18 protein-coding genes and 1 pseudogene are annotated in these 23,676 nt (G+C 66.3%); 13 read left to right on the forward strand and 6 right to left on the reverse strand.

The annotated features are described in order from the left end of the window. Positions 1-48: 48 nt before the first annotated feature. Positions 49-1,413 (reverse strand): extracellular solute-binding protein, encoded by a 1,365-nt coding sequence (locus QFZ65_RS05360; RefSeq protein WP_306908732.1) that lies wholly within the window; start codon positions 1,411-1,413, stop codon positions 49-51. 199 nt (positions 1,414-1,612) lie between these two features. Here QFZ65_RS05360 and QFZ65_RS05365 point away from each other — a divergent pair, with 199 nt between their 5' ends. The 5 genes and pseudogenes from QFZ65_RS05365 (at position 1,613) to QFZ65_RS05385 (ending at position 7,462) form a co-directional block, all read left to right on the forward strand. After that, positions 1,613-2,566 carry a carbohydrate ABC transporter permease gene (locus tag QFZ65_RS05365; RefSeq protein WP_373427631.1) on the forward strand — a complete coding sequence of 318 codons (954 nt, stop codon included), beginning with the start codon at positions 1,613-1,615 and terminating at the stop codon, positions 2,564-2,566. Next, positions 2,566-3,519: a carbohydrate ABC transporter permease gene (locus QFZ65_RS05370; protein ID WP_306908736.1), complete on the forward strand. Its 954-nt coding sequence runs from the start codon at positions 2,566-2,568 to the stop codon at positions 3,517-3,519. The genes QFZ65_RS05365 and QFZ65_RS05370 overlap by 1 nt, the downstream gene beginning before the upstream one ends. Positions 3,520-3,604: 85 nt before the next feature. Next, on the forward strand, positions 3,605-4,876 hold the full coding sequence (cobA, locus tag QFZ65_RS05375; protein WP_306908738.1) for a uroporphyrinogen-III C-methyltransferase: 1,272 nt from the start codon (positions 3,605-3,607) through the stop codon (positions 4,874-4,876). An 89-nt stretch (positions 4,877-4,965) separates the two neighbouring features. Continuing rightward, positions 4,966-6,421, forward strand: a pseudogene (locus tag QFZ65_RS05380) (FAD-dependent oxidoreductase). Between the two features lie 39 nt (positions 6,422-6,460). Continuing rightward, positions 6,461-7,462, forward strand: coding sequence for a DNA topoisomerase IB (locus tag QFZ65_RS05385; RefSeq protein ID WP_306908740.1), 1,002 nt, complete (start codon positions 6,461-6,463; stop codon positions 7,460-7,462). 13 nt (positions 7,463-7,475) lie between these two features. On the opposite strand, the gene QFZ65_RS05390 is transcribed toward QFZ65_RS05385, so the two are convergent. Both QFZ65_RS05390 and QFZ65_RS05395 read right to left on the reverse strand, forming a co-directional pair. After that, positions 7,476-8,303 carry a DUF1206 domain-containing protein gene (locus QFZ65_RS05390; protein WP_306908741.1) on the reverse strand — a complete coding sequence of 276 codons (828 nt, stop codon included), beginning with the start codon at positions 8,301-8,303 and terminating at the stop codon, positions 7,476-7,478. 36 nt (positions 8,304-8,339) lie between these two features. Continuing rightward, positions 8,340-8,633 carry a hypothetical protein gene (locus tag QFZ65_RS05395; RefSeq protein ID WP_306908743.1) on the reverse strand — a complete coding sequence of 98 codons (294 nt, stop codon included), beginning with the start codon at positions 8,631-8,633 and terminating at the stop codon, positions 8,340-8,342. Positions 8,634-8,821: 188 nt separating this feature from the next. Between QFZ65_RS05395 and QFZ65_RS05400 the strand changes: the two genes are divergently transcribed. Further along, positions 8,822-9,358 carry a hypothetical protein gene (locus QFZ65_RS05400; RefSeq protein WP_306908745.1) on the forward strand — a complete coding sequence of 179 codons (537 nt, stop codon included), beginning with the start codon at positions 8,822-8,824 and terminating at the stop codon, positions 9,356-9,358. A gap of 228 nt (positions 9,359-9,586) precedes the next feature. On the opposite strand, the gene QFZ65_RS05405 is transcribed toward QFZ65_RS05400, so the two are convergent. The 3 genes from QFZ65_RS05405 to QFZ65_RS05415 form a co-directional block, all read right to left on the reverse strand. Further along, the gene (locus QFZ65_RS05405; RefSeq protein ID WP_306908746.1) at positions 9,587-10,267 is read right to left on the reverse strand and encodes a FadR/GntR family transcriptional regulator; all 681 of its coding nucleotides are present in this window, start codon (positions 10,265-10,267) and stop codon (positions 9,587-9,589) included. Then, the gene (locus tag QFZ65_RS05410) at positions 10,264-11,523 is read right to left on the reverse strand and encodes a CynX/NimT family MFS transporter (RefSeq protein ID WP_306908749.1); all 1,260 of its coding nucleotides are present in this window, start codon (positions 11,521-11,523) and stop codon (positions 10,264-10,266) included. Before QFZ65_RS05410 ends, QFZ65_RS05405 begins: the two co-directional genes overlap by 4 nt. Positions 11,524-11,590: 67 nt before the next feature. Continuing rightward, the gene (locus QFZ65_RS05415; RefSeq protein WP_306908752.1) at positions 11,591-13,033 is read right to left on the reverse strand and encodes a PucR family transcriptional regulator; all 1,443 of its coding nucleotides are present in this window, start codon (positions 13,031-13,033) and stop codon (positions 11,591-11,593) included. Between the two features lie 143 nt (positions 13,034-13,176). Between QFZ65_RS05415 and QFZ65_RS05420 the strand changes: the two genes are divergently transcribed. The 7 genes from QFZ65_RS05420 to QFZ65_RS05450 all read left to right on the forward strand — a co-directional run bounded on the left by QFZ65_RS05420 (position 13,177) and on the right by QFZ65_RS05450 (position 23,665). Further along, positions 13,177-14,607, forward strand: a complete 1,431-nt coding sequence (locus QFZ65_RS05420; protein ID WP_306908754.1) for a gamma-aminobutyraldehyde dehydrogenase — start codon at positions 13,177-13,179, stop codon at positions 14,605-14,607. Between the two features lie 49 nt (positions 14,608-14,656). Further along, the gene (gabT, locus tag QFZ65_RS05425; RefSeq protein WP_306908756.1) at positions 14,657-16,012 is read left to right on the forward strand and encodes a 4-aminobutyrate--2-oxoglutarate transaminase; all 1,356 of its coding nucleotides are present in this window, start codon (positions 14,657-14,659) and stop codon (positions 16,010-16,012) included. Positions 16,013-16,685: 673 nt separating this feature from the next. Then, on the forward strand, positions 16,686-17,000 hold the full coding sequence (locus QFZ65_RS05430) for a hypothetical protein (RefSeq protein WP_306908758.1): 315 nt from the start codon (positions 16,686-16,688) through the stop codon (positions 16,998-17,000). Positions 17,001-17,002: 2 nt separating this feature from the next. Next, entirely contained in the window at positions 17,003-18,343 is a 1,341-nt protein-coding gene (locus QFZ65_RS05435; RefSeq protein ID WP_306908760.1) for a glycosyltransferase, read from the forward strand. A 19-nt stretch (positions 18,344-18,362) separates the two neighbouring features. Continuing rightward, on the forward strand, positions 18,363-20,135 hold the full coding sequence (locus QFZ65_RS05440; protein WP_306908762.1) for a polysaccharide deacetylase family protein: 1,773 nt from the start codon (positions 18,363-18,365) through the stop codon (positions 20,133-20,135). 57 nt (positions 20,136-20,192) lie between these two features. After that, a complete protein-coding gene (locus QFZ65_RS05445) occupies positions 20,193-21,977 on the forward strand; it encodes a polysaccharide deacetylase family protein (protein ID WP_306908767.1) in 1,785 nt (594 codons plus the stop codon). After that, on the forward strand, positions 21,977-23,665 hold the full coding sequence (locus QFZ65_RS05450) for an endo-1,4-beta-xylanase (protein WP_306912505.1): 1,689 nt from the start codon (positions 21,977-21,979) through the stop codon (positions 23,663-23,665). The genes QFZ65_RS05445 and QFZ65_RS05450 overlap by 1 nt, the downstream gene beginning before the upstream one ends. The last annotated feature ends 11 nt before the right edge of the window (positions 23,666-23,676 follow it).

Raw genomic sequence — 23,676 nt, forward strand, 5'->3', positions numbered from 1 at the left:
CTGAGCAGGTCCCGCCCGGTTCCGCCTGTTAGGCCACGAAGATTACTGCTAGGACGCGGCCTGGTCGAAGGCCCGCTTGGCAGCCGCCTGGGCATCGGCCAGCGCCTTCTCCGCGGTCTTTTCGCCGAGCAGGGCTGACGCCACGGCGTTCTTCAGTTCGGTCTTGATTGCCTGGCCCGCGGGGGACGCCCCGAGGGTCTTGCCGTTAGGCAGGACGTCGTAAAACGTCGAGATGGTTTCGTCGAAGCCCGCATTTCCACTGGGCTTGACGAACTTCTCCCGGATCAGTTTGTCGGCCGACGGCGACCCGGTGAAGAGCCCGGTGTTGATGGCCCCCGGAGTCGCTGCAATCTTGGCCGCCCGCGCGGCGCCGGCCGCGGTCCAGGCGTCGTCCGTCACCAGCGACGTCATCCAGGCGCAGGCAGCATTCGGGTTCTTGGCCCCGGCCGGGATGACGAAGGACGTTCCGCCTGCCACGGTAACCGCGCTGCCCGACTTGTCCTTGAACGGCACGGCGGAAATGTTCAGGGTCTGGGCATACGGGGCAAGCACGTTGACATACCACTGGTTGTCCACCTGCGCGGCAACTTTGTTCGTGACGTACTGGTTGTCCTTTCCGAAGGTGTCGAACGAATCAGAGAAGCTCTTGACCTTGGCGTAACCGCCCTGGGCGTCGTGGATCTCCTTCAGGTAGTTCAGGGCTTCCGCGTTGGCGGGGTCGTCAAGGGCAGGCGCTCCCTTGTCATCCATGATGCGGCCGCCGTTGGCGAGCAGCCACAGCTCCGTCTGGCCCCCGGCCACCGGATCAAACCCGAGAGTGCTGGGGTTGTCGCCGCTGGTCTTGTAGGTCTTGGACACCGCGGCCAGGAGTTTCGTCTTGTCCGAGGTGTCGATCTGGTCCTTGTCCACTCCCGCGCCCTGCAGCACCGCCTGGTTGAGGATGATGGCCGCCGGCTGGTAGAACTGCGGCACCGCCCAGATCTGGTCCTTGTAGGTGACCTGTTCCGTCACGGCCGGGTAGAACTGCTTGGCGGGGTCCATGCCCTGGGCGCTGAAGCAAGCATCCAGGGGCTTGATCAATCCTTGCGCAGCATAGGTGGCCACGAAGGCGCGGTCCATCTGCACCACATCCGGCACGTCGCCGCTCGCTGCGCGGGTAGTGAACTTCTGCGCATCAAAAGCAGTCTGGTCCATCGTGATCTGCAGCTCTTTGTGCTGGTCGGCCGCATAGGCCATGCGGGCCTTTCCCACGTCGTCAGCGTTGTCGAAGCCCCAGGCGGTCATTGCGCCGGAGGCGTCCTTCGAGAATTCCGGCTTCTCCGCGGCAGTCCCGCTGCTTTGCGCCCCGCAGGCCGTCGTCGCAGCCAACGCCGCCACCACGGCCAGAGCCAGCACAGTTTTCCTAGCGCCCATGGGTTTCCTTCCGTTCCAGTTCCGGCGACAATGCCAGAACAGATATAAATGAAAGACAGTAGTCTTCCCAAAAAATAAGTACACTTGCTATTTCGAAAGCTAGCGTAACCCGGAGGGGCGCGCAAGGCGGCGGGCAGCCCCGCGGTCAGGCGTGCCCACTGCTCCGGGCCGAAGAACGGAGCACTCTGTGAGCGCAGGTTTGGCCCGGAAATCGGGCTCCAGCGGCACCAGACGCCCTGCCCGCCCCCGGCGGGTGAAGTACAACCGCCGTGAAGCGCTGGCCGGCTATCTCTTCATTTCGCCCTGGATCATCGGTTTTGTCGTGTTCATGCTGGGGGCCATGGCCTACAGCCTGGTGATTTCCTTCAGCCGCTACAACCTGGCGACCAACGTGGCGCGGCCGGCGGGCACCGCCAACTACGCGCTGTTGTTCGACGACCCCAAGGTTGCGCTCTCGCTCGCCAACACGCTCTTTTACGCGGTGATGGCCGTCCCGCTGGAAATCTGCGTGGCCCTGGGCCTGGCACTTTTGCTGAACCGGGTGGGACGCGGTGCAGGCTTTTTCCGGACGGTGTATTACCTCCCCAAAATGACCCCTTCCGTAGCGACGGCAGCGGTGTTCCTGCTGCTGCTCAACGGGAACACGGGCGCCATCAACCAGGCGCTGAGGTTTTTCGGGATTTCCGGCCCGCAGTGGCTGATCGATCCTGCCTGGGTGAAGCCGTCGATTGTCCTCATGACGCTCTGGGGTGTCAGCGGCACCATGGTGATTTTCCTGGCCGCGCTCAAGAGCGTGCCGAGGGACCTGTACGAGGTTGCGGCCCTTGACGGCGCCGGGCCGGTGCGGAAGTTTTTCTCCATCACGGTCCCGATGATTTCCGGAGCGATCTTTTTCAATGTCATCGTGCTGACGATCGCGGCGCTACAGGTGTTTGACCAGGCGTATCTGCTGTTCTGGCGGGACCAGACGAACGTCTCGCCGGAGTCGTCCCTGTTCTACGGCATCTATCTGTTCCAGCAGGCCTTCCGCGAATTCAACTTCGGCTTCGCCTCGGCCATGGCGTGGGTGTTGTTCGTGATCATTCTGCTGATCAGCCTGCTCCAGGTGAAGATCGGCAACCGGTACGTCTATTACGAGGGGGACAAGGGCTGATGGCAACAATAGGAACCACGCCGCCAAGTGCGGCGCCGGACGCGGCGCGTCCAGCGGAGCCAACCGGTCAGCCCGCAGCCCCGGCGCGGCCGCGGCGGAAGCGGCGTACCCCGCGATCGACGGCGGCGCGTGCGGCGTTGTGGGTACTCCTCATCGTCATCAGTGGCGCCTTCCTCTACCCGCTGGTCTGGCTCATCTCGGCAAGCCTGAAGCCGCGCGCCGAGGTCTTCGACAACTCCCTGATACCGCGGACCTTCGCTCCGGAAAACTTCGCCGAGGTCTGGAACCAGCTGCCGCTCCTGCACTGGATCGGCAACAGCTTCGTCATCGCCCTCCTCGCCGCGTTGCTCGTCACGTTCTCCAGTTCACTGGTCGCGTTCGGCTTCGCATACTTCCGTTTTCCGGGCCGGTCCATCCTGTTCGGGCTGGTGCTCGCCACGATGATGCTGCCGGGCGCCGTCACCATGGTCCCGCAGTACCTGATCTGGAAGAACCTGGGAGTGCTGGGCACCTGGATCCCTCTGTTCGGCATGAACCTGTTCGGCTCCGCGTTCTACATCTTCCTGCAACGCCAGTTCTTCCTGGGCCTGCCGCGGGAACTGTTCGAGGCTGCCCGGATTGACGGAGCGAGCTACTTCGGCCTGTTCCGCCTGATCGCCCTGCCGCTGTCCATCCCCTCGCTCGTGGTGATCTTCATCTTCGAGTTCCAGGCCAGCTGGAACAACCTGCAGTCCGCACTGATCTACCTCAACGCAGGCTCGCCGGAAGGCTTCACGGCCCCGCTCGGCATCGCCTACGCCATGACCAAATTCAGTCCGACCAACGGCGGCCAGGGGGATTACCAGTACGTCATGGTCGCCACGCTGCTGATCACGTTGCCCATGCTCGTTCTCTTCGCCTTCGGCCAGCGGCACTTCATCGAAGGCGTGGCCACCGAAGGCAGGAAGGGCTGAAGCCCATGTGACGCGGCGTTACCCCGCGTGAACGGGTGTTTCCGCGTCGTTGTTCCGCTCCGAAACGCCGCCCTATCGTCGATGCATGGCAATCTCGGACATTTATCCCACCGCGCTGCGCCTCCTCGGCCGCCCCGTACTGGTCGTCGGCGCCGGCCCCGTCGCCGCCCGGCGCGCCAAGGGGCTGCTCGACGCCGGTGCCGTCGTCACCGTCGTTGCCCCGCTCGCCTCGCCGGCACTGCGTGAACTCGCCGACGCCGGCCTCCTGACCTGGGAGCCGCGCCAGTACCGGACGTCCGACGTCGACGGCGTCTGGTTCGTCCAGACCGCCACCGGAAACTCCGAGGTGGACGCCCGGGTCTCCGCCGACGCCGAGGCGCAGCGCATCTGGTGCGTCAACGCCTCCGACCACGAATCCTCCGCGGCCTGGACCCCCGCCGTTGCCGTCATGGACGATGTCAAGATTGCAGTGAATGCCGGGGGAGACCCGCGCCGCGCCATGGCCCTGCGGGACGCCGTCGCGACCGCCTTGGAAACCGGGGACCTGCCGCTGCGGCGGCGCCGTGCCTCCCGAATCGATACGGCGCAGGGGTCCGTGGCCCTGGTGGGCGGGGGACCGGGCGACACGGGACTCATCACGGTCCGTGGGCGGCGGCTGCTCGGCCAGGCCGACGTCGTGGTGGCGGACCGCCTCGGTCCCCGCGAGCTCCTCAGCGAACTGGCGCCGGATGTCCGCGTGATCGAAGTCGGCAAAACCCCCGGACACCATCCTGTCCCGCAGTCCGAGATCAACCGGATTCTGGTCGACGAGGCCCTGCTGGGCCACCGCGTGGTCCGGCTCAAGGGCGGCGACCCGTACGTCCTGGGCCGCGGCGGGGAGGAAGCGGAGTTCTGCCGGCAGAACGGCGTCGAGGTGGAAGTGGTCCCCGGCGTTACCTCGGCAATCTCCGTCCCGGCCGCAGCGGGCATCCCGGTCACGCACCGCGGGCTGGCCAAGGGCTTCAGCGTGGTCACCGGCCATGAGGAGCTCTCGGAGGTACCGGCCAGGGCCGACCACACCGTGATTCTGCTCATGGGCGTCGGCCAACTCCGCGATTCTGCAGCCTCCCTGGCCCGCGCCGGTTTGCCAGCGGGGACGCCTGTTGGCATCGTAGAGAATGGATACCTGCCCAACCAGCGGGTGACCATCGGAACGCTCGGGACCATCGCGGACCAGGCGGAGGCCGCAGGCGTCGCGAACCCCGCCGTGATCGTGATCGGCGATGTGGTCCGGGTCAGCCCGTTCGCTCCGCCGCACTTCAAGACCGCCGACTACAGCACCACCACCGCGAACGCCCCGCGCGTCCTGACCCCCTAAACCCCGTCGATTGCTCCATAACTGCCGTTTTGAGCCCTCAAAAGGGCAGTTACGGAGCAACGGATGCAGAAGAACAAAGGAACACAGCCGTGTCACAGACCAGCCCCGCAGGAACCGCTGCCCGCCCGCTGCGCATCGCCGTCGTCGGATCCGGGCCCGCGGGTGTCTACGCTGCGGACCTCCTGACCAAGAGCGAGGCCGTCAAGAGCGGCGAACTCACCGTGAGCATCGACCTCTTCGACCGCTACCCGGCGCCCTATGGCCTGATCCGGTACGGGGTGGCCCCGGACCACCCGCGGATCAAGGGGATCGTCAACGCCCTGCACAAGGTCCTGGACCGCGGCGACATCCGCTTCTTCGGCAATGTGGACTACGGCACGGACCTCTCGCTCGAGGACCTCCGCACCCATTACGACGCCGTCATCTTCGCCACCGGCGCCATCAAGGACGCGGACCTCAACATCCCGGGCATCGAACTCGAGGGCTCCTACGGTGGCGCCGACTTCGTGTCCTGGTACGACGGCCACCCCGACGTGCCCCGCGAATGGCCGCTCGACGCCAAGGAAATTGCCGTGATCGGCAACGGCAACGTAGCCCTGGACGTGGCCCGGATGCTCTCGAAGCACGCGGATGACCTCCTGGTCTCGGAAATCCCGGACAACGTCTACGCCGGCCTCAAGTCCTCGCCCGTCACCGACGTGCACGTGTTTGGCCGCCGCGGCCCGGCCCAGGTGAAGTTCACCCCGCTGGAACTGCGCGAACTGTCCCACTCGAAGGACGTGGACATCATCCTCTACGCCGAGGACTTCGAGTTCGACGAAGAATCCGACCGCCAGATCCAGAGCAACAACCAGACCAAGACCATGGTGGGCACACTCACCAACTGGATCGCCGAGCAGCCCGAGGACCTTTCCGAGCTCACGGCCTCCCGCCGCCTGCACCTGCACTTCCTGCACAGCCCGGTGGAGGTTTACGACGACGCCGAGGCGCCGGGCCGCGTCGCGGGCATCAAGTTCGAGCGCACCGAGCTGGACGGCACGGGCAACGCCCGCGGCACCGGCGAGTTCGTGGACTACCCCGTGCAGGCCGTGTACCGCGCCATCGGTTACTTCGGCTCGTCCCTGCCCGAGGTGGAGTTCGACCACAGCAAGGGTGTTGTGCCGAACGACGGCGGCCGCGTCCTGGACGCCTCCGGCAGCCATGTCCCGGGCATCTACGCGACGGGCTGGATCAAGCGCGGGCCTGTGGGCCTGATCGGCCACACCAAGGGCGACGCCCTGGAAAACCGTGACCCACCTGCTGGAGGACCGCGAAAGCCTGCCGCTGGCAGCGGCACCGGCGCCGGACGCCGTCGTCGAGCTGCTGGAGAGCCGCGGCGTGCAGTACACCAGCTGGGAAGGCTGGCTGGCGCTGGACGCGCACGAACGGTCGCTCGGCGAAAAGGCGAGTACCGGTGCCGACGGGATTAAGCGCGAACGCATCAAGGTGGTCCCCCGCGAGGACATGGTGGAGATTTCCCGCGGCGGGGTAGCCGCCGAGGTCTGACGGGCGCATTCCCGGCGGGTAGTCAGTAGGCTTACCGTCATGAGGCTACGTCACAGCAATGCGTCCGGCCGGGGGTACCGCCGGGTCCCGGCCGGTACCGGGTTCAGCTACAAGGATCTGGACGGGTCTACGCTGCCTCCCGGTCCGGTTCGGGACCGGCTGGAGAGCATCGGTATTCCGCCGGCCTGGACGGACGTCTGGATTGCCCCGTACGACAACGGGCACATCCAGGCCACCGGCGTCGACGCGGTCGGCCGGCGCCAGTACATCTACCACCCCGGCTGGCGGGAACGGAAGGACCGGCTGAAGTTCGACCGTTCGCTCCAGCTGGCCGAGACCCTGCCCTCCGCACGCCGCCTGGTGACCATGGACCTCCGCTCGGAGGGCCTGACCCGCGAGCGGGTGCTGGCGGCCGCCTTCCGGATGCTGGACAGCGGATCCTTGCGGGTCGGTTCGGAACGGTACACGAACGAGAACGGCAGCCACGGTCTCGCCACCCTGCTCTGCGCGCACGTCAAGGTGCACAAGGACGAGCTGAGGCTCAGCTTTCCCGCCAAGAGCGGCAAGAAGTGGGAGTCGCGGATCAAGGATGCCGACCTTGCCGCCGTGGTGCGCCAGCTCAAGCGGCGCGGCGGCAATGCCCGGCTGCTGGCCTACAAGAATGGTCGCAGCTGGCACCCGGTGTCGAGTGCGGACATCAACGAATACGTCAAGGAGCGCACCGGGGAGGACTTCACCGCGAAGGACTTCCGTACCCTCCGGGGAACGGTCGCCGCGGCCGTCAGCCTGGCGAAGAGCGGGCCCCAGCCCAAGGTTTCGGCCCGCAAGCGCGCAGTGAGCCGGGCCATGGTGGATGCGTCGACGGTGCTGGGGAACACGCCGTCGATCGCCCGGAAAAGCTATGTCGACCCGCGGATCCTGGACCATTTCGCCGAGGGGGAGACCATTGACCCGAAACGGCTGGACTCCGCCGAGTCCGAGGTGCGGGCGCTGCTGTACCAGGAAGGCGATGTAGTTCCGTTGCGGAAGGCTACGGGCTGACTTCCTGAAGGACCTACATCCGGCCGAAGCGGGCGCGGACCAGGGCAAACGCGCCGTAGGCAATGAAGCCGGCCCCGATGGCCACCAGAAGGACGGGTCCGAAGGGGTGGTCCTGAAGGGCCTTGAGGCTGCCGTCGAGACCCGTCGAGGAGCCGGGATCGTTGGTGACAGCGGCGATGACAAAGAGCAGCCCGGTCAGGACGAGTGCAACCCCCTTGGCGATGTGTCCGGCGACGCCCAGCGCACTGACCAGGCGCCCCCGGTGCGTACCCTCAAAATGGCGCAGCTCGTCCTTGTACTTTTTCCCCACCCCCTTGAGCACGAAGTACACCCCGATCCCGATAATGGTCAGGCCGAGGGCAATCAGCAACGGGACCCCGAAGGGGCTGTGCACCAACGCAGTGCTGAAGTCCCGCGTCGAGTCGCCGGAATCGCCGCGCTGGCCCAGGGCGAAGCCTGCGAAGCTCAGGCCGACGCTGCCATAGGCGATGCTGAGGAATCCGGAGGAGACAAGCTTGCCGAGGCGCTGACCGCGCGGGAGATGCCGCGCCCGCAGCGTCGCCTCGCTCAGCTGCCAGAGCGAAAGCCCGGCGCAGCCGATGAAACCCGCCCACATCACCGCCGGGCCCCACGGGTTGGCCGCGAGCTGCTCGATTGCGCCGGTCGGTTCGGCCTGGCCGGGGGCCCCCAGAACCAGCGCCACGGCAATCGCACCGATGATGATGTGCAGCAGGGCCATCACCGCGAAACCGGCACGCGCGAGCACGTCGAGCACAGTGCTGTTCGACGCCGCCTCCACGGCGTCGGCTGCGTCTCCGATTGCAGTTCCGTTAGCCGACATCCGATCCGTCCCCGTCCTTCCGTTCCGCCGCCGTCTTCAACCGTTCATCGGGCCTTCGGGGTGGATCCTGCCCGCACCCGGGCCCACCACCGTCACGGTGCACCGGACGATGAGCCCGCCGCCCGGCGCGGAGTCCACTTCGGCCAGGGTCTCTCCCTGTTCGATCACTGCGTACGTCTCCGCGCCTGCTTCCACCTCGAAGCCGCGCGAGGAGGCGTCCTGCTTCGCGTTCGCCAGCGCCGCCTCCCGGAGGCCGTCCAGGTATCCCGGCTCGTGCGCCCGGGACTTGTCGCCGAAGGACCAACCGAAGAGCTGCCCAGTTTCTTTCATGGCCCCGATCTTACGCCGCAGGCGGAGCTTCCGCGGGCGGACACCCGAGGCACTACCAAGATGTTGGTAAGTGTGCTTACTATAGCTGGATCATGCCCGGCTTTCGGACATGCCCTCCCGGCAGCACGAGCATCAACAGCTGCTGCCGGTACTGCGGATCCGAGAACACACACGATAGGAAGCTCAACATGGCAGGTAATCTTGTTGCCCGATCCATCCACGACCTGACGGCGGGCGCCTGGTTCGGCGGCTCGCTGATGGGCGCCATCGGGCTGAACGGCGCGGCCGCCGAAGCCAAGGACCCCGCCGAGCGGACCCGGCTTTCGAGCCTGGGCTGGAAGAAGTGGTCCCCGTTCCAGACCGCCGCTTTCGGCGCCCACATCCTCGCCGGCCTGGCTGTCATCTGGGAGAACAAAGACCGGATGAGCAAGCAGGACGGCGTGACCCGGCTGACCATCTACAAGACCATCGTCACCCTTGCCGGGGCTGCTGTGACACTGTACGCGGGCCTTCAGGGCGCAAAGGTGGAGAAGCTCGCCAGCGAAGGTGCCGAAGGCGCGACGGAGCCGAAGCCGGGCGCGTCCGACGAACTGCGTTCCGCCCAGCAGCAGCTGAAGGCGCTGCAGTGGGCCATCCCCGTGTTCGCCGGCTGGGTAATCGTGCTCGGCGCGAAGCATGGCGAGATGCAGCGGCCCAAGAACGTCTTCAAGGGCCTCTCACGCTGATCTGATTCCACGCCGGTCCAGGCGGGACACAAGAGGCCTCCGGGCCGGAACCTCAGTTCCGGCCCGGAGGCCTTCGTCGTGCCGGCTCCTGCTGCTGGGCGCAGGAGCCGGCCGCTCAAAGTCGGCGTTGGCAGGCGCCGACGGCGGCTGAGTTCCAGCCCCGCGGGCGCAAAATGGGCCGGCCGCTGGGTCGAGCATCTTCGAGCGACCTTGGAAATCCCTTGGACGTTACTCCCGGAGCCACTCCGCACAGGAATTCAGGTTCCGGGTGACGCTTCCGACGGCGGCGGCTTCGTCCCGCCCGGCAATGGCGTCAACCAGTTCGCCGTGGCCCTCGTTGGGAAGCCCGTTGAACCCCGCCCGGCGCTGTTGCCGCAGGAGATCGGCGTGGAACACGACGCCGAAACTGGCGTAGAGCTCGTGCAGCAGGGGATTGGCGGACGCCTTGGCCACCATTACGTGGAAGTCCCAGTCGGCCTGGGCCCAGGAGGCATAGTCTTCGGCCAGCCAGGCGGCGCGGCGGGCGGCAAGCAGTTCCCGCAGGGCGGCAATGTCCCCGGCCGTCGCATGGCGGGCAGCAAGCCGTGCCGCCTGCGTGTCCAGCCCCACGCGGACCTCAAGGATGTGTTCCTCGGAATGGTCCTGGTACATCCGCTGCGCCGCACCCGACATCTCGCTGATGGCCCGGACGTAGGTGCCGTCCCCGCGGCGGACGTCAAGCATGCCGCTGTGGGCGAGGGCCTTGATCGCCTCCCGCAGGGTTCCGCGGGAAACGCCGAGGGCGGCCATCAGCTCCGGTTCCGCCGGGATGCGCTGCTGGAGCGGCCATTGTCCCGACTGGATGAGGGTGCGTAGCTTGGCAGTGATCTCTTCGACCAGCGGTGGCCTGTGGGAGGCAGTCAAGGTCATCGCTGGATCCTTTCCGCGGGCGTCGCCTGCCGCTTCTTGGGCCGCGCGGTCAGGAGGTGGCCGACGGCGACCTGCCCGAGGGCAACGGCCAGCAGCAGGACCAACGGGAGCGTCCAGGAACCCGTCGCGCTGTGCAGCAGGCCCATGCCGAACGGGCCGAGGGTGGCGAGCAGATACCCTGCCGACTGGGCGACCGTGGACATTGCGGTGGTCTCCGCGGTGGTCCGGCCACTGCGGCTGATCATCACCATGACCAAGGGGAAGATGCCGAGCCCGAAGCCAAGCAGCACCGCCGTGAGCGGGGCCCAGTCGACCGGCAGGACCAGCATCGCCAGGACGCCGAGCGCCATGGTCACCGTTGCCAGATAGAACGCGGTGCGCTGCATCCGGGGCCGGGAGCCGATTCCCACCAGAATCATGCCGGCGGGAACGGACACGAGCTGCATCAGGCCGAACATCAGCCCGCTGTCGGCCCCGGTCATTCCCAGTGTCACCAGCAGGTAGGGGAACCAGCTCAATACCGCGTAGGCCAGGAGCGCCTGTACGGTGAAGCCGAGCGTGATCAGGGCGCCCGTCCGGGTGCGCAGGAGGGGCCAGGGGGCCACCGGGGAGGCTTTGACGTCGGAAGCATTGCGGTGCGCATACAGGGCGATCGGCAGGAAGCCGAGGCAGGCGCCCAGGGCCAGGAAGCCGATGGCACCGAGGCCAGCCGATGCTGATCCGAGCCCCTGCGCCACCGGGACAATCAGCACAGCGACGACGGTGGCGCCCGTGGTCATGGTTACCGTGTAAAGCGCGGTCATGAGGGACGTCCGGTCCGCGAAGTGGACCCTGATGAACGACGGCATCGCCACGTTGCAGATGGCCAGCCCGGACATGCCCACCACTGTCCCGGCCAGCAGCATTCCGGTGGACGGAACGCCGCGGAGCAACAGGCCCGCGGCCAGCATTCCCAGCGAAAGCAGGATGGCCTTCTCAAGGCCAAGGCGCCGGGTGAGCCAGGTCGTGGCGGCGCCGGCGACGGCGAAGCACAGTGTGGGAATGGACGGGATGATCGCGGCAACCAGCGGCCCGTAGCCCAGGACCGCCTGCAGGTCGTGAAGCAGGGCGGCTGCCCCGGTGATGCCGGCCCGCAGATTCAGTCCGATCAGCACGAGTGCAACCACCCCGGCCACGAGAACGCCCCGCGGCCGGGCTGGTGCTGCGGGCCGGACGGTCGCGGTCTCGTGAGGTTCGGTCTGCGCCGTGGAAGTCATTCCTAAAGGTTAGACGTTTGACGTTTGCACGGCCGACTTAAGTGACACGCGTCGCGGGTGCAGCCCGTCAGTGCAGCTGGCGGGCCCCGAGCCGCTGTACAGCCAAGGCCAGCCACAACTGCACGCGGTCCGGCGTCTGGGCCGGGTCGTAACCCGTCAGCTCGGTAACTTGGGCCAGCCGGTAGCGGACGGTGTTCCGGTGCAGCGTGAGCTCTTCGGCGACGGCGGCCACGGAGCCGTTGTTGTTGAGGTAGCTTTCCAGCGTGGCCATCAGCTCGGCGCCGTGCGCGGCATCGAAGGCCCGGAGCGGATTCAGGGACTCGTGCGCCATGTCGGCCAGCGGCACGTCTTCGCTGGCCAGCAGCAGCGAGGTCAGGCTCAGGCGCTCCGGCTCGTTCACCGGCAGGCCCCGGCCCGCCGCGTCGCGTGCCTCGAAGTAGCTCCAGCGCAGGCCGTTGGGCTTGGTGTAGGCGCCGCCGATGCCGATGGTGGCATGGATTCCCGCCTCGGCCAGGTGGTCGCCCAGGGCGCGGGCAAGCGTGCCGGCTCCGCTTCCGTCGTCCGGGACGACGGCGATCAGGTCCTTCCCGACGGCGGCGCTCACCGCTGTGTCCAGCGGCTGGGGCAACGAGGTGCTTCCGAGCTGTTTGGAATGCGCCGCCGATTCAACGAGCAGCACGACGTTCTTTCGGGTGCTGTTGACACCGATGCCGGCGAGCCGGCGGGCGGCCTCGCTGGGCTCCAGGGTCCCGTGGATCACGTCCTCGAGGACCTGCCCCGCAAGGGCGCGCTGCGACTGCCGCTGCTTGACCATGTTGTTGAGTTCCACGCTGATGAGGTTCTGGGCGTAGCCCACGATGCCTGAGTCCTCGAAGGGTTGCTTGATCCAGAGCGTGCAGGCATCCCGGCGGCCGGTCGGGATGGGGTAGGAGGTCCAGCCGTCAGCGTTGGGGGCCGGGTTGCCCGGCACGCTGTTATAGAGCTGGGCGGTGAACTGGGTCAGCACAATCTCCGTGCGCAGCATGGAGCCGAGGTGTTTGAGCAGTTCGGTGAGGCCGCCGCCGGTCAGGAGGGCGCGGGCGAGGATCTGGTGCCCGGCGATGAGGCGCTCCAGCTTGCCGTAGTGGTCCGCCGATTGCGCGTCCGCTACGAGTTTCCCGATGGCGATGAACGGGGTGTCGTACGGGACCTCCACGACGGGCAGTCCCCACCGGTTGGCCTCGGCAATCAGGGCCGGGGGGACGGACTCGTGCGTGAGCCCGATACCGAAGCCGATTCCCACGGCGCCTGCCCTCTGGACCTGCCGGACGAAGCGGCGCTGGTCGGCTGCGCTGCGCAGCCGCATGCCGGTGGTGAGGACGAGTTCGCCGCCGTTGAGGAACCGTTGCGGGTCCTCTTGCTCGGTAACCGCCACCCAGATGATGTCCTGGTGCGAGGTCGTCTCGGCGAGGCCCGCCTTGGTGAGCTTCAGGGACGGAACCCCGAGCAGGGCGGCGAGGGAAATAGCCATGTCTTCAGGATAGCCGCGGCTGGTCAAACGCACTAAAGGCTTCCGACTGGGGTGTGCATGTGGCTATTCCCTGCCGACCTGCGTTGCCATAGGCTCGGAGCAATCCAACTGGGCCCTTCAGCGCGTGAAAGAGGTTGTACACCGTGGTTCAAACCTTGCAGAACTTCATCAACGGCGAGTTCGTCACCCCCGCAGGCACCGGGACTCTTGACATCGTCAATCCCACGAACGGTGAAGTGGTGGCGACGTCGCCGATCTCGGTGGCGGCCGACGTCGACCTCGCCATGACGGCGGCGTCGAACGCCTTCAGGAGCTGGAAGCGGGCAACACCTGCCCACCGCCAGCTGCTGCTGCTCAAGCTTGCCGATGCCATCGAAGCGAACAGCGATGAAATCGTGGAGGCCCAGCACCGGAACACCGGGCAGGTCCGCTCACTCATCGCTGCCGAAGAAGTAGCCGCCGGCGCCGACCAATTGCGCTTTTTCGCCGGCGCCGCCCGGGTGCTTGAAGGCAAGTCGGCCGCCGAGTACCTTGAGGGACACACCTCCTACGTCCGGCGTGAACCGATCGGCGTCGTGGCCCAGGTGGCTCCATGGAATTATCCGTTCCTGATGGCCATCTGGAAGATCGGACCCGCGCTGGCCGCCGGCAACACCGTGGTGCTCAAGCCCTCGGACACCACGCCCGAGTCCACCCTGGTCCTGGCCCGCCTGTCCGGCGAGATCTTCCCGGCCGGCGTACTCAACGTGGTCCTCGGCACGGGCGAGACCGGCGCCATGATGGTGGAGCACCGCGTGCCGGGCCTTGTTTCCATCACCGGTTCCGTCCGGGCCGGCATCGCCGTCGCCTCAGGCGCTGCCAAGGGCCTTAAACGCGCCCACCTCGAACTCGGCGGCAAGGCCCCGGCCATTGTCTTCAAGGACGCGGACATCAAGAAGAGCGCCGCGGCCATCGCCGAGTTCGCCTTCTTCAACGCCGGCCAGGACTGCACGGCAATCACCCGAGTGCTGGTTCAGGAGGAGGTGCACGACGACGTCGTGGCGGCCATGGTGGAGCACACGAAGACCTTGCACACCGGGTCCCAGAACGATGCTGACAACTACTTCGGCCCGCTCAACAACGTCAACCACTTCAAGGCAGTCACCGCCGCCGTGGAGTCGCTGCCCGATAACTGCAAGATCGAAATCGGCGGCCACCGCGCGGGTGAGAAGGGATTCTTCTTCGAACCCACCATCGTCACGGGGGCCAAGCAGAGCGACGACATCGTCCAGAAGGAAACGTTCGGGCCGGTCATCACGGTGCAGAAGTTCAGCACCGAGGAGGAAGCCGTCGAGCTGGCCAACGACGTCGAATACGCCCTGGCTTCCAGCGTCTGGACCACCGACCACGGCACGGCCATGCGCGTCAGCCGCGATCTGGACTTCGGCGCGGTGTGGATCAACACCCACATCATGCTCACCGCCGAGATGCCGCACGGCGGTTTCAAGCAGTCCGGCTACGGCAAGGACCTGTCCATATACGGCGTCGAGGACTACACGCGCATAAAGCACGTCATGTCTGCACTAGATGCATAGCCCCAATACTCCCCGCCCGCGTCCGCTCGACGCCCAGAAAGGCCTTCCCATGACCACCACCGCACATGACATCACCTACCGTCTGGAGCAGAAGCGCCGCGTCCAGGCTGACTTCCCGGGCCCCAAGTCCCTTGCCCTGACCGCACGCCGCAAATCCGTCGTGGCCGCCGGTGTCGCATCCAGCGTCCCGGTCTTCGTGGCCGATGCCGACGGCGGCATTATCCACGACGTCGACGGCAACTCCTTCATCGACCTCGGTGCGGGCATCGCCGTGACGAGCGTGGGAGCTTCGGATCCGGCCGTCGTCGGGGCCGTGAAGGAGGCCGTGGAGCACTTCACGCACACCTGCTTCATGGTCACGCCGTACGAAGGCTATGTTGCCGTCGCAGAGCAGCTGAACCGCCTCACCCCCGGCGACCACGAGAAGCGCACGGTGCTCTTCAACTCCGGTGCGGAAGCTGTCGAAAACGCCGTGAAGGTGGCACGCCTGGCCACCGGCCGCGACGCCGTCGTCGCCTTCGACCACGCCTACCACGGCCGCACCAACCTGACCATGGCGCTGACTGCCAAGGCCATGCCGTACAAGACCAACTTCGGCCCCTTTGCGCCGGAGGTCTACCGGATGCCGATGAGCTACCCGTACCGCGAGGAAAACCCGGAGATCACCGGTGCCGAGGCCGCCAAGCGCGCCATCACCATGATCGAGAAGCAGATCGGCGGCGAGCAGGTTGCCGCAATCATCATCGAGCCGATCCAGGGCGAGGGCGGCTTCATCGTGCCCGCGGAGGGCTTCCTTCCCGCGCTGGCGGCCTGGGCCAAGGACAAGGGCATCGTCTTCATCGCCGATGAAGTCCAGTCAGGCTTCTGCCGCACCGGGGAATGGTTCGCCGTGAACCATGAAGGCGTGGTCCCGGACATCATCACGATGGCGAAGGGCATCGCCGGCGGCATGCCGCTGTCCGCGATCACCGGCAGGGCAGACCTGCTCGATGCCGTCCACGCGGGCGGCCTCGGCGGCACCTACGGCGGGAACCCGGTCGCGTGCGCCGCCGCGCTGGCCGCGATCGGCTCGATGGAGCAGTATGACCTCAACGCCCGGGCCCGGCACATCGAGGAACTCGCCCTTGGCCGGCTGCGGGATCTCGCCGCCGAGGAGTCCGTGGTCGGGGACGTCCGCGGCCGCGGGGCCATGCTCGCGATCGAACTGGTCCAGGCCGGGTCCAAGGAACCGAACCCGGAATTGACCAAGGCCGTCGCCGCCCACTGCCTGAGGGAGGGCGTCATCATCCTGACCTGCGGCACCTACGGCAATGTCATCCGACTGCTTCCGCCGCTGGTCATCAGCGACGAGCTGCTGCTGGACGGCCTCGAGGTGCTGGCCGCGGCGGTCAAAGCCAACGCCTAGCCGGTATCGAAACCGGCGACCGGTAGGGGAATTACGGGTCGAGAGCCGAGGAAGAAGTGGGCAGCACTCCAGCATCGCTGGGGTGCTGCCTTTCTTTGTGCCCGCCTTTGGTCGCCGGGCCCAGGCGGGTTGGTACCTAACCGGCCCAGGGGCCAAGGACCGGTGCGTAAGTAGTTTTCGAATCACATTTAGGTACCGATTACTCGTGTTCAGCGTTGCAACCGGCTCGTATGGTTGACGAAGCCGGGAGGCAAATTCGGGCCCTGAAAGACCGAAAACGAAGCCACTCGTTAGGGGGTTCACCACATCATCGACGCCGCTAGGGCGTCGCGGTTTGCAGGGCTGGTAACTGGAGTTTCGACTCCAAGACTTCTTCTGCGCCGGCGAGGCTACGCCCCTTGGATTCGACACCGTCGTCGACAGGGTCCCGAAGCCGACAAAGACGTAATGCTCGGGAATGGGGAAATCGAATGATACAGGTGTCAACGGAATCAGATGCTGGTAGGACCGCCACCGCCGACGCGGGTTCGACGTCCGAGTTCACCACCCACCCCGACCAGAGTGCCCTGGCCTGCTTCCCGCGTGAGAGGGAGGCGCAGACCCCTATCGGCAGCCGCGGTCGGACCGCCATGGCACTCCGTACGACGGTGGAACAGGCCGGGGAGGGCCTCCGATGACGCACATCGATAACGTCGCCATGACCTCACAGATGACTTTCGGCCGGGACGGCGCCATGTTTGAGGGCCTGCTCGGCTTCGTGGCTCAGCTCAGCATGGTGCTGTGGGGCCTCGTGATCCTCACGACGATCATCCGCTTCGTCAGCATCTGGCTGTATCGGCGCGGAGCCGCCCGTGCGGCTCTCGCTGCGGCCGGGGCGCCGGCCGGCGCGTCCGTGCAGGTGCGTCGCCGCGCGCTGTGGAACCGTCGCGCCGACCGCCGGTCCGGCACGCACGTGCCCGTGCTCGCCGCTAACTCCCCGGAGGCGTGAGCATGGACTTCGCCCTCGTGATCTTCTGGCTCTTCGCCGGTGTGAGCATCCTCTACGTGGTGCACTTCGGCTTATACCTGGTGGGCGCCAACTTGTACGACGTCTGGCAGCAGCGGCGGAAGAGCATGAGGGGCGTCCGGCTCCCGGTCGAGTACGAGGCGGAGTGTGCAGCAACGGCCACCTGGACCCGGCATGCCCTCCCCGAGGTGCCCGGGCTGGTATCAATCGCCATCGCCGCCCACAACGAGGAGGCGGTGATTGTCAGGACGCTCGACTCCATTCGGCGCAGCACCTACCGCTCCTTTGAGGTCCTCGTCGCGGACGACGCGTCTACCGACCTCACTGGTCGGCTGGTCCGTGACTTCCAGGTGCGTCACCCCGAGATGGACCTTCGTATGGTGCGGATGCGCAAGAACGTCGGCAAGGGCGCGGCGCTCAACTCAGCGCTCCGCCGGCACGCGCGCGGTCAGTTCGTGATAACGCTCGACGCCGACTCGGTCATCGAGCCGGACGCCATCACCAACGCGCTGTCCTACTTCGATGACCCGCACGTGGCCGGTGTTGCCGCCAACGTGCAGATTCTGGAAGAGACGACGGCGCTCGGCATCCTTCAGCGGTTTGAGCATATGATCGGCTACCGCTCGAAGAAGCTCTACTCGCTGCTGAACTGTGAGTTCGTGGTGGGTGGAGTGGCCTCCACTTATCGGATGCGTGTGCTGCGCAAGGTTGGCTTCTACGACACGGACACCCTGACTGAGGACATCGGCCTGAGCGCGAAAATCACCAGCCTGGGCAACCGGCGCTTCCGCATGGTCTTTGGCGCTGATGTAGTCGCGAAGACCGAGGGTGTGCTCACATTCCGCGCCTTGGCGAAGCAGCGCTACCGCTGGAAGTACGGAAGCCTCCAGAACCTCGTCAAGTACCGCCGCATGATTTTCAACCCGAGCCGCCGATACACCGGCACCTTGGCCTACTACCGGATGCCAATGGCGGTGCTTAGCGAGTTCACGCTGCTTATCTCACCCCTGGCCTGGACGTACGCGGTCTACTGGTCGCTGGCGACGCGAACGCCCGCCCTGATACTTGGCGCGTACGCGACCATCACCGCCTACACACTGCTGACAATCTGGATGGATGAAAACCTGACCGTGCGTGAACGCTCCCGGCTGGCCGTCTACGCGCCCACGGCGTACTTCCTCTTCTACATCATGGACCTGGTCCAGTTGACGGCGGCGATTCGGTGCATTGCGCGCTCGCGGGGCCTGTTCCGCCGGACGGAAATGAACACATGGAAGTCGCCTCAACGGGCTGGCAGCATGGTGGTGATAGCCCGTGGCGCGTAAGCGCGGGTGGGTTCTCCGTGTGCTGCTGAATCCCCTAGTAGTCACCTCAGTGGTGGTCGTCATGATCACCGCCGGGTGGCTGCTGTACACGAACGGGACGAGCAGCATGGCTCAGGCGCGGCCCGGCGCAAATCTTCTCCCTGCGCTCGATCGGACTGCAGAGGGCGCTATGCCGGCGCCGGGCCCGTCCGCGCCAGCCGCCCCCATGGGCGGCTGGAACGTCAGCCACACCGGCGACGCCCGAACCTCGCTGGAGCTGGTCGGCGGGGAGCTGAACGCCCAGGCGCTGAAGCTCGAAGTCACCCAGTATTCGTCGGGCGATGTCACGTTGACGAGCCCGCGGGTGGACGTCCAGCCCGGCCAGACCTACCTGTTCAAGGCGTACACCACCAGTGACGCGGACTTCGCGCTGCTGGCCCGCCACCACCACACCGACGGCAGTACCACTCTGGAGCAGCTGCCCAACCCTCTCGAGCGGCCGGGAAATTCCGTGTTCACGGTGAGCGACGCGTTCAACACCGGAGACACGACCACAGCGGTGGAGTACGTCTTCAAGCTCACCTCTGCGGGCGCAGTCCGGGTCGAGGGCGCGTACCTCGAGGCGGCATCCGACGTCCGGCTGCCGCCCGCCGCGACGACGGCCCCCAACCTCATTCCTAATCCCGGGCTCGCCGGTTCCCTGCCGGCCGCACCCGACTCGTGGTCCCCGTACGCCTCCGGGATGTTGACTGTGGACTCCGGGCGCGGCGAAGACGAGCGCGGCGGCTACCTCCGGACCCGCATCACGAACTACCAAAGCGGTGAGGCGAAGTGGCAGTACCAGCCCATCCCGGTAACCGCCGACCGGTACTTCGAGTTTGGCGCGACCTACCAGTCCGAGCGGGAGGTGGACGTGGTGGCAGAATTCGAGCTCGCTGACGGTGGGCGTGCATTCCGCAACCTAGCGACGGTGCCGCCGGCGGGAGAGTGGACGACGATCAAAAAGGCGTTCCAAGTCCCCGGCGGAGCCAAGACCGCAATGGTTACCCTGGTGTCGCACGGGGACGGCACCACCAGCGTCCGCGGCTATTCGCTGGCCGACGTCACCAAGCCAGGACCCCTCCGTTGGGGCCAGCCCATGGTTTCGATTACCTTCGACGACGGCTGGCAGTCGGTGTACGACCGCGCCCTGCCTCTCCTGGACAAGCACGGCTTCCGATCCACCCACTACGTCAATGCCAGCTCCATCGAGACGCCGAACTTCATGACGGCCGCGGAGGTGCAGCAGCTGCACGATGCCGGGCATGAGATCGCCGCCCACAGCTACGAACACGTCGATCTCACGTCCGTCGGCGTCGACCGGCTCGACGAGCAGTTGCGGAAGAGCGAGGAGTCGCTGGCGGCTGCCGGCTTCGCCACCGATGACCTGGCACCCCCGTACGGACGGTCCGACCCCCAGGTCGACTGGTACGCGAGTAAGTACTTCAACATCGTCCGCGGGACGGACGATGGCATCAACACCCGGCAGAACCTCGATCCGCACGATCTGAAGGTCTTCTACGTGACCGACGAGACCACGCCGGACCAGTTGGCCGGAGCGCTGGCTGAGACATCCCGAGTGAACGGCTGGCTCATCCTCGTCTACCACCAGATCGCGCCGCCTGGCTCGACCGGCATCCGGGCGACCACCATCGCGACGGACCGGAGCACCGTCACTAGCGGCGTCCTCGCCGCCCAGCTGCAACAAATCGACGAAAGCGGCATCGAAGTCCAGCCAGTCAAGCAAGCATTCGAGCGTTTGCAGGCCCCCTAATTACATTCGTTGGTGCAACCCGGGGCCGTCGGCCAGCCGAAAAGAACGGAGAAGTTCATGACCAGGACCAGATCCAGCTGGGCGCGGGGTCGCGCCACGCTTGGAACCATCGGGTTGGCGGTGGGGGCCATGGCCGGCGCACTGCTGTCCCCGACGGCGGCGAATGCCGCCGTGGACAACCCGGCTCCGTCTCCGCTGGTGTCCTTCACCTTCGACGACGGGGCCCTCAGCGCGTTGACGCAGGCCGCGCCGACGCTGAAGAAGTACGGGCTTACCGGAACGAACTACGTCATCACCAACTGCGTCGGCAAGACGACTGTGCCCAATACCTGCCGGGCGGGCACGGACGTGCCCTACATGACCTGGGACCAGATCCTGCAGCTGAAGAACACCTATGGGTGGGAGATCGGGTCGCACACCGTCAGCCACCAGTGCCTCGTGAGCGCCGGCGGCGACTGCCAGGCCACCAAGCTGACGGCCGCGCAGGTCACCGCCGAACTGGCGAACAGTAAGTCGGCCTTCGCGGCGCACGGCATCACCACGACGGCCTTTGCCCCGCCGTACGGCGACTACGACATGTCGGCAGTGGCCCAGGTCGCCAAGTACTACAGCTCGATGCGCGGCTTCGCCGACACGGGCAACAACCCCTGGCCGCTCGGTGACTACCTGCTCCGCAACGTCCCCGTGCAGGAGGTCACCACTCCGGTCGCGACCCTCAAGGCGAAGGTCGACGAGGCGATCGCAAACAAGACGTGGGTGGTGTTCACGTTCCACGACATCCGGCCAACGCCGAGCAAGGACCCGGACGACTACCAGTACGGCACTGCTGAGCTGGACCAGCTTGCCGCCTACGTGAAGACCAAGGTGACGGCCGGCCAGATCAAGAACGTCAACATCAGCAAGGGCCTGGTGAACGGCAGCCCCAACAAGTTCGCGAATTCGACGTTCAACAGCGGCATTGCCGGCGGCTGGCGGACCGATTCCCCGGCGACGATCACCGCGGACACCGGGAACAACGGAAGCTATCCGGACTCCGCTAAGTCGGTGAAGCTGGTCTCGGGCACCACGGCCGGTCACCTGTTCTCGCCGATGGTTCCCGTGTCCCGGTCGACGAAGTACGTGTTCAAGGCCTTCCTCAACGTCGCTGCGATCAAGACCGGTGAGGTGGGTTTCTACGTCGACGAGTTCGACGCCGCCGGGAAGTGGATCTCCGGGCAGTTCCGCAAGCGGGAGACCTCGCGGTGGGTGGAAGCGATGAACTTCGACTACACGCCGACCTCGACCAGTGTGGCCTCGGCGAGCCTGCAGATCTGGGTGACCGGCACCGGCATCATGGCTTACGTGGACAACGTGCAGATGCTGGCGCTCAACGCGGAGACGGCCCCGGCAGCGTCCAACCTCGTCGCCAACGGCACGTTCGACGCCGGCATCAAGTCCGGCTGGACGACCGACTCGGCTACGACCATCGTGGCCGATGCCACGAACCACGGGAGCCCGGCCAACCCGGTGAACTCGGTCAGCCTGACGGCCACGACGGCGAACAAGCACCTGTTCTCCCCGCAGGTCGCGGTGACACCCGGTACCTACAAGATCACCGGGTACCTCAACGTCACGGCACTAGCCAGTGGTGAGGTGGGCTTCTACATCGACGAGTTCAACGCCGCCGGGCAGTGGATCTCCGGGCAGTACAAGCTCGGGGTAGCTGCCATTGGTGTGACCAATCCCGATCTGACATACTCGCCCACCAGCACTGCGGTCACCAAGGCGAGCCTGCAGGTCATCATCCCGGGCAACTCCGGCTTGAAGGCGTACTTTGACGATGTCCGCTGGTGGCGGCCGTGATGGCCGGGCGCCCGCGCGTACTGATCGTGCTGGCGTCCGGCCTTCTGCTCGCCCTCGCGGGCTGCTCCTCGGACGACCCGACACCGAAGCCCGATGTGGTCGTTGACCTGCTCCAGCAAGACTGGCAGCACACGCCGGGGGTGACGGCTCGCGGCGGAGGGCTGCAGATCACGGCCACCGCGCGGAGCATCGTCGAACAGGATGGTGCGGGAGGCCAGCCAAACCCGCCGCTCAACTTGGCCGGCACACACCTGGTGGTCGGCGGGGACTTCACCCTCACCGCCACGTTGGCCGATGTGACCGCGGACGCGACCTGGGCGCTGTACGACCGGCCTCCCGTGATCGCGGACGAGTTTCGCGTCGAGCCGGCGGGTCTGCGGCTCACCCTTAAAGACCACGACCTGGAGATCACCGTCTTCGACGGCAAACAGAAGAAGGAGATGAGGCAGCCGGCCCCCGTGCACGGCGAGCACGTAACGGTAAGGGACCCGGAGGCGCCGCTCACAGTGCGCCGGTCCGGGGACACGTTGAGGGTTACCAGCGGCGCGGACACACTCTCGTCGTTGCCCCTCGGAAAGGTGTTCTCATCGGGAAAGTTGTGGCTCGGATTTTCCAGCGACTCCGGGGCCTTCGACGTCACCTCCCTCAAAGCGGATGCGCCGGCGAACACCGGCTTGCGCACGTCGGGGACGGCGGTCGCGGACGTCCAGACGTCGGCTGACGGCCTGCAGGCACTGGCCGCCAGAACCCGGCCGGACTTCCGGATCGGTGCGGCCGTGGCGCTCGGTCCTCTGACCGGCGACGAGGAGTACGCGCGGGAACTGGTGTCCAACTTCGGCTCGGTCACGCCGGAGAACGCCATGAAACCTCAGTTCCTTTCCCCACGGCAGGGCGTCTACACCTTCGAGGAGGCGGACGCGATCATCGCGATCGCACAGAGCAAGGGCATGATCGTGCACGGCCACACCATCGCATTCAGCGAGGCGATGCCGGGCTGGATGCAGGAGCTGCGCAGCGGCACGGATGCCGAACGCAGGTCCAGCGCCACCGCGCTGCTCGACTACGTCCGCACGGTGGTGGCTCACTTCGCGGGCAAACTGGACTCCTGGGACGTGGTGAACGAGCCGTTCGGCGTCGACCAGGGGACCAGCCTCCAGCAGAACATCTGGTACCGCGTCTTCGGTCCCGGTTATCCGGCGGTCGTGTCGCAGGCGGTCTACGAGGCCGATCCGGACGTGAAGCAGTTCATCAACGAGAACGGGGCCGACGTGCCGGGGCGCCGCCAGGACGCTCTGCTCAAGCTCGCGCTCGATACCAACGCGCAGGGCGGGCACATCTACGGCGTAGGGCTTCAGGCGCACATCTACGACTTCACCACCGACGCCATTCCGCGGGCAAAGCTGTCCCAGACGCTCGACACATTCGACGCGGCAGGCCTCCGGGTGCGCATATCGGAGAACGACGTAAATGACGACGAGGGGATGGACGCCCAGGCGGAGCAGTACGTTACGGTGCTGACCACCTGCCTGCGTTCGCGAGCCTGCGTCTCCTACACGACGTGGGGCGTGGACAACCGCTACGACTGGTGGGTCGCCGACGACGGCAGCCTTCAGCAGGGTCACGACTTCCTGTTCGAAAACGGCAAGCCGACGCCCGCGTACGACGAGATGAAGCGTGCGCTGGGCTAGAGTCGTTCCTA

Origin of the sequence: Arthrobacter sp. B3I9 (assembly GCF_030816935.1) — a bacterium.
Taxonomy (GTDB): Bacteria; Actinomycetota; Actinomycetes; order Actinomycetales; family Micrococcaceae; genus Arthrobacter.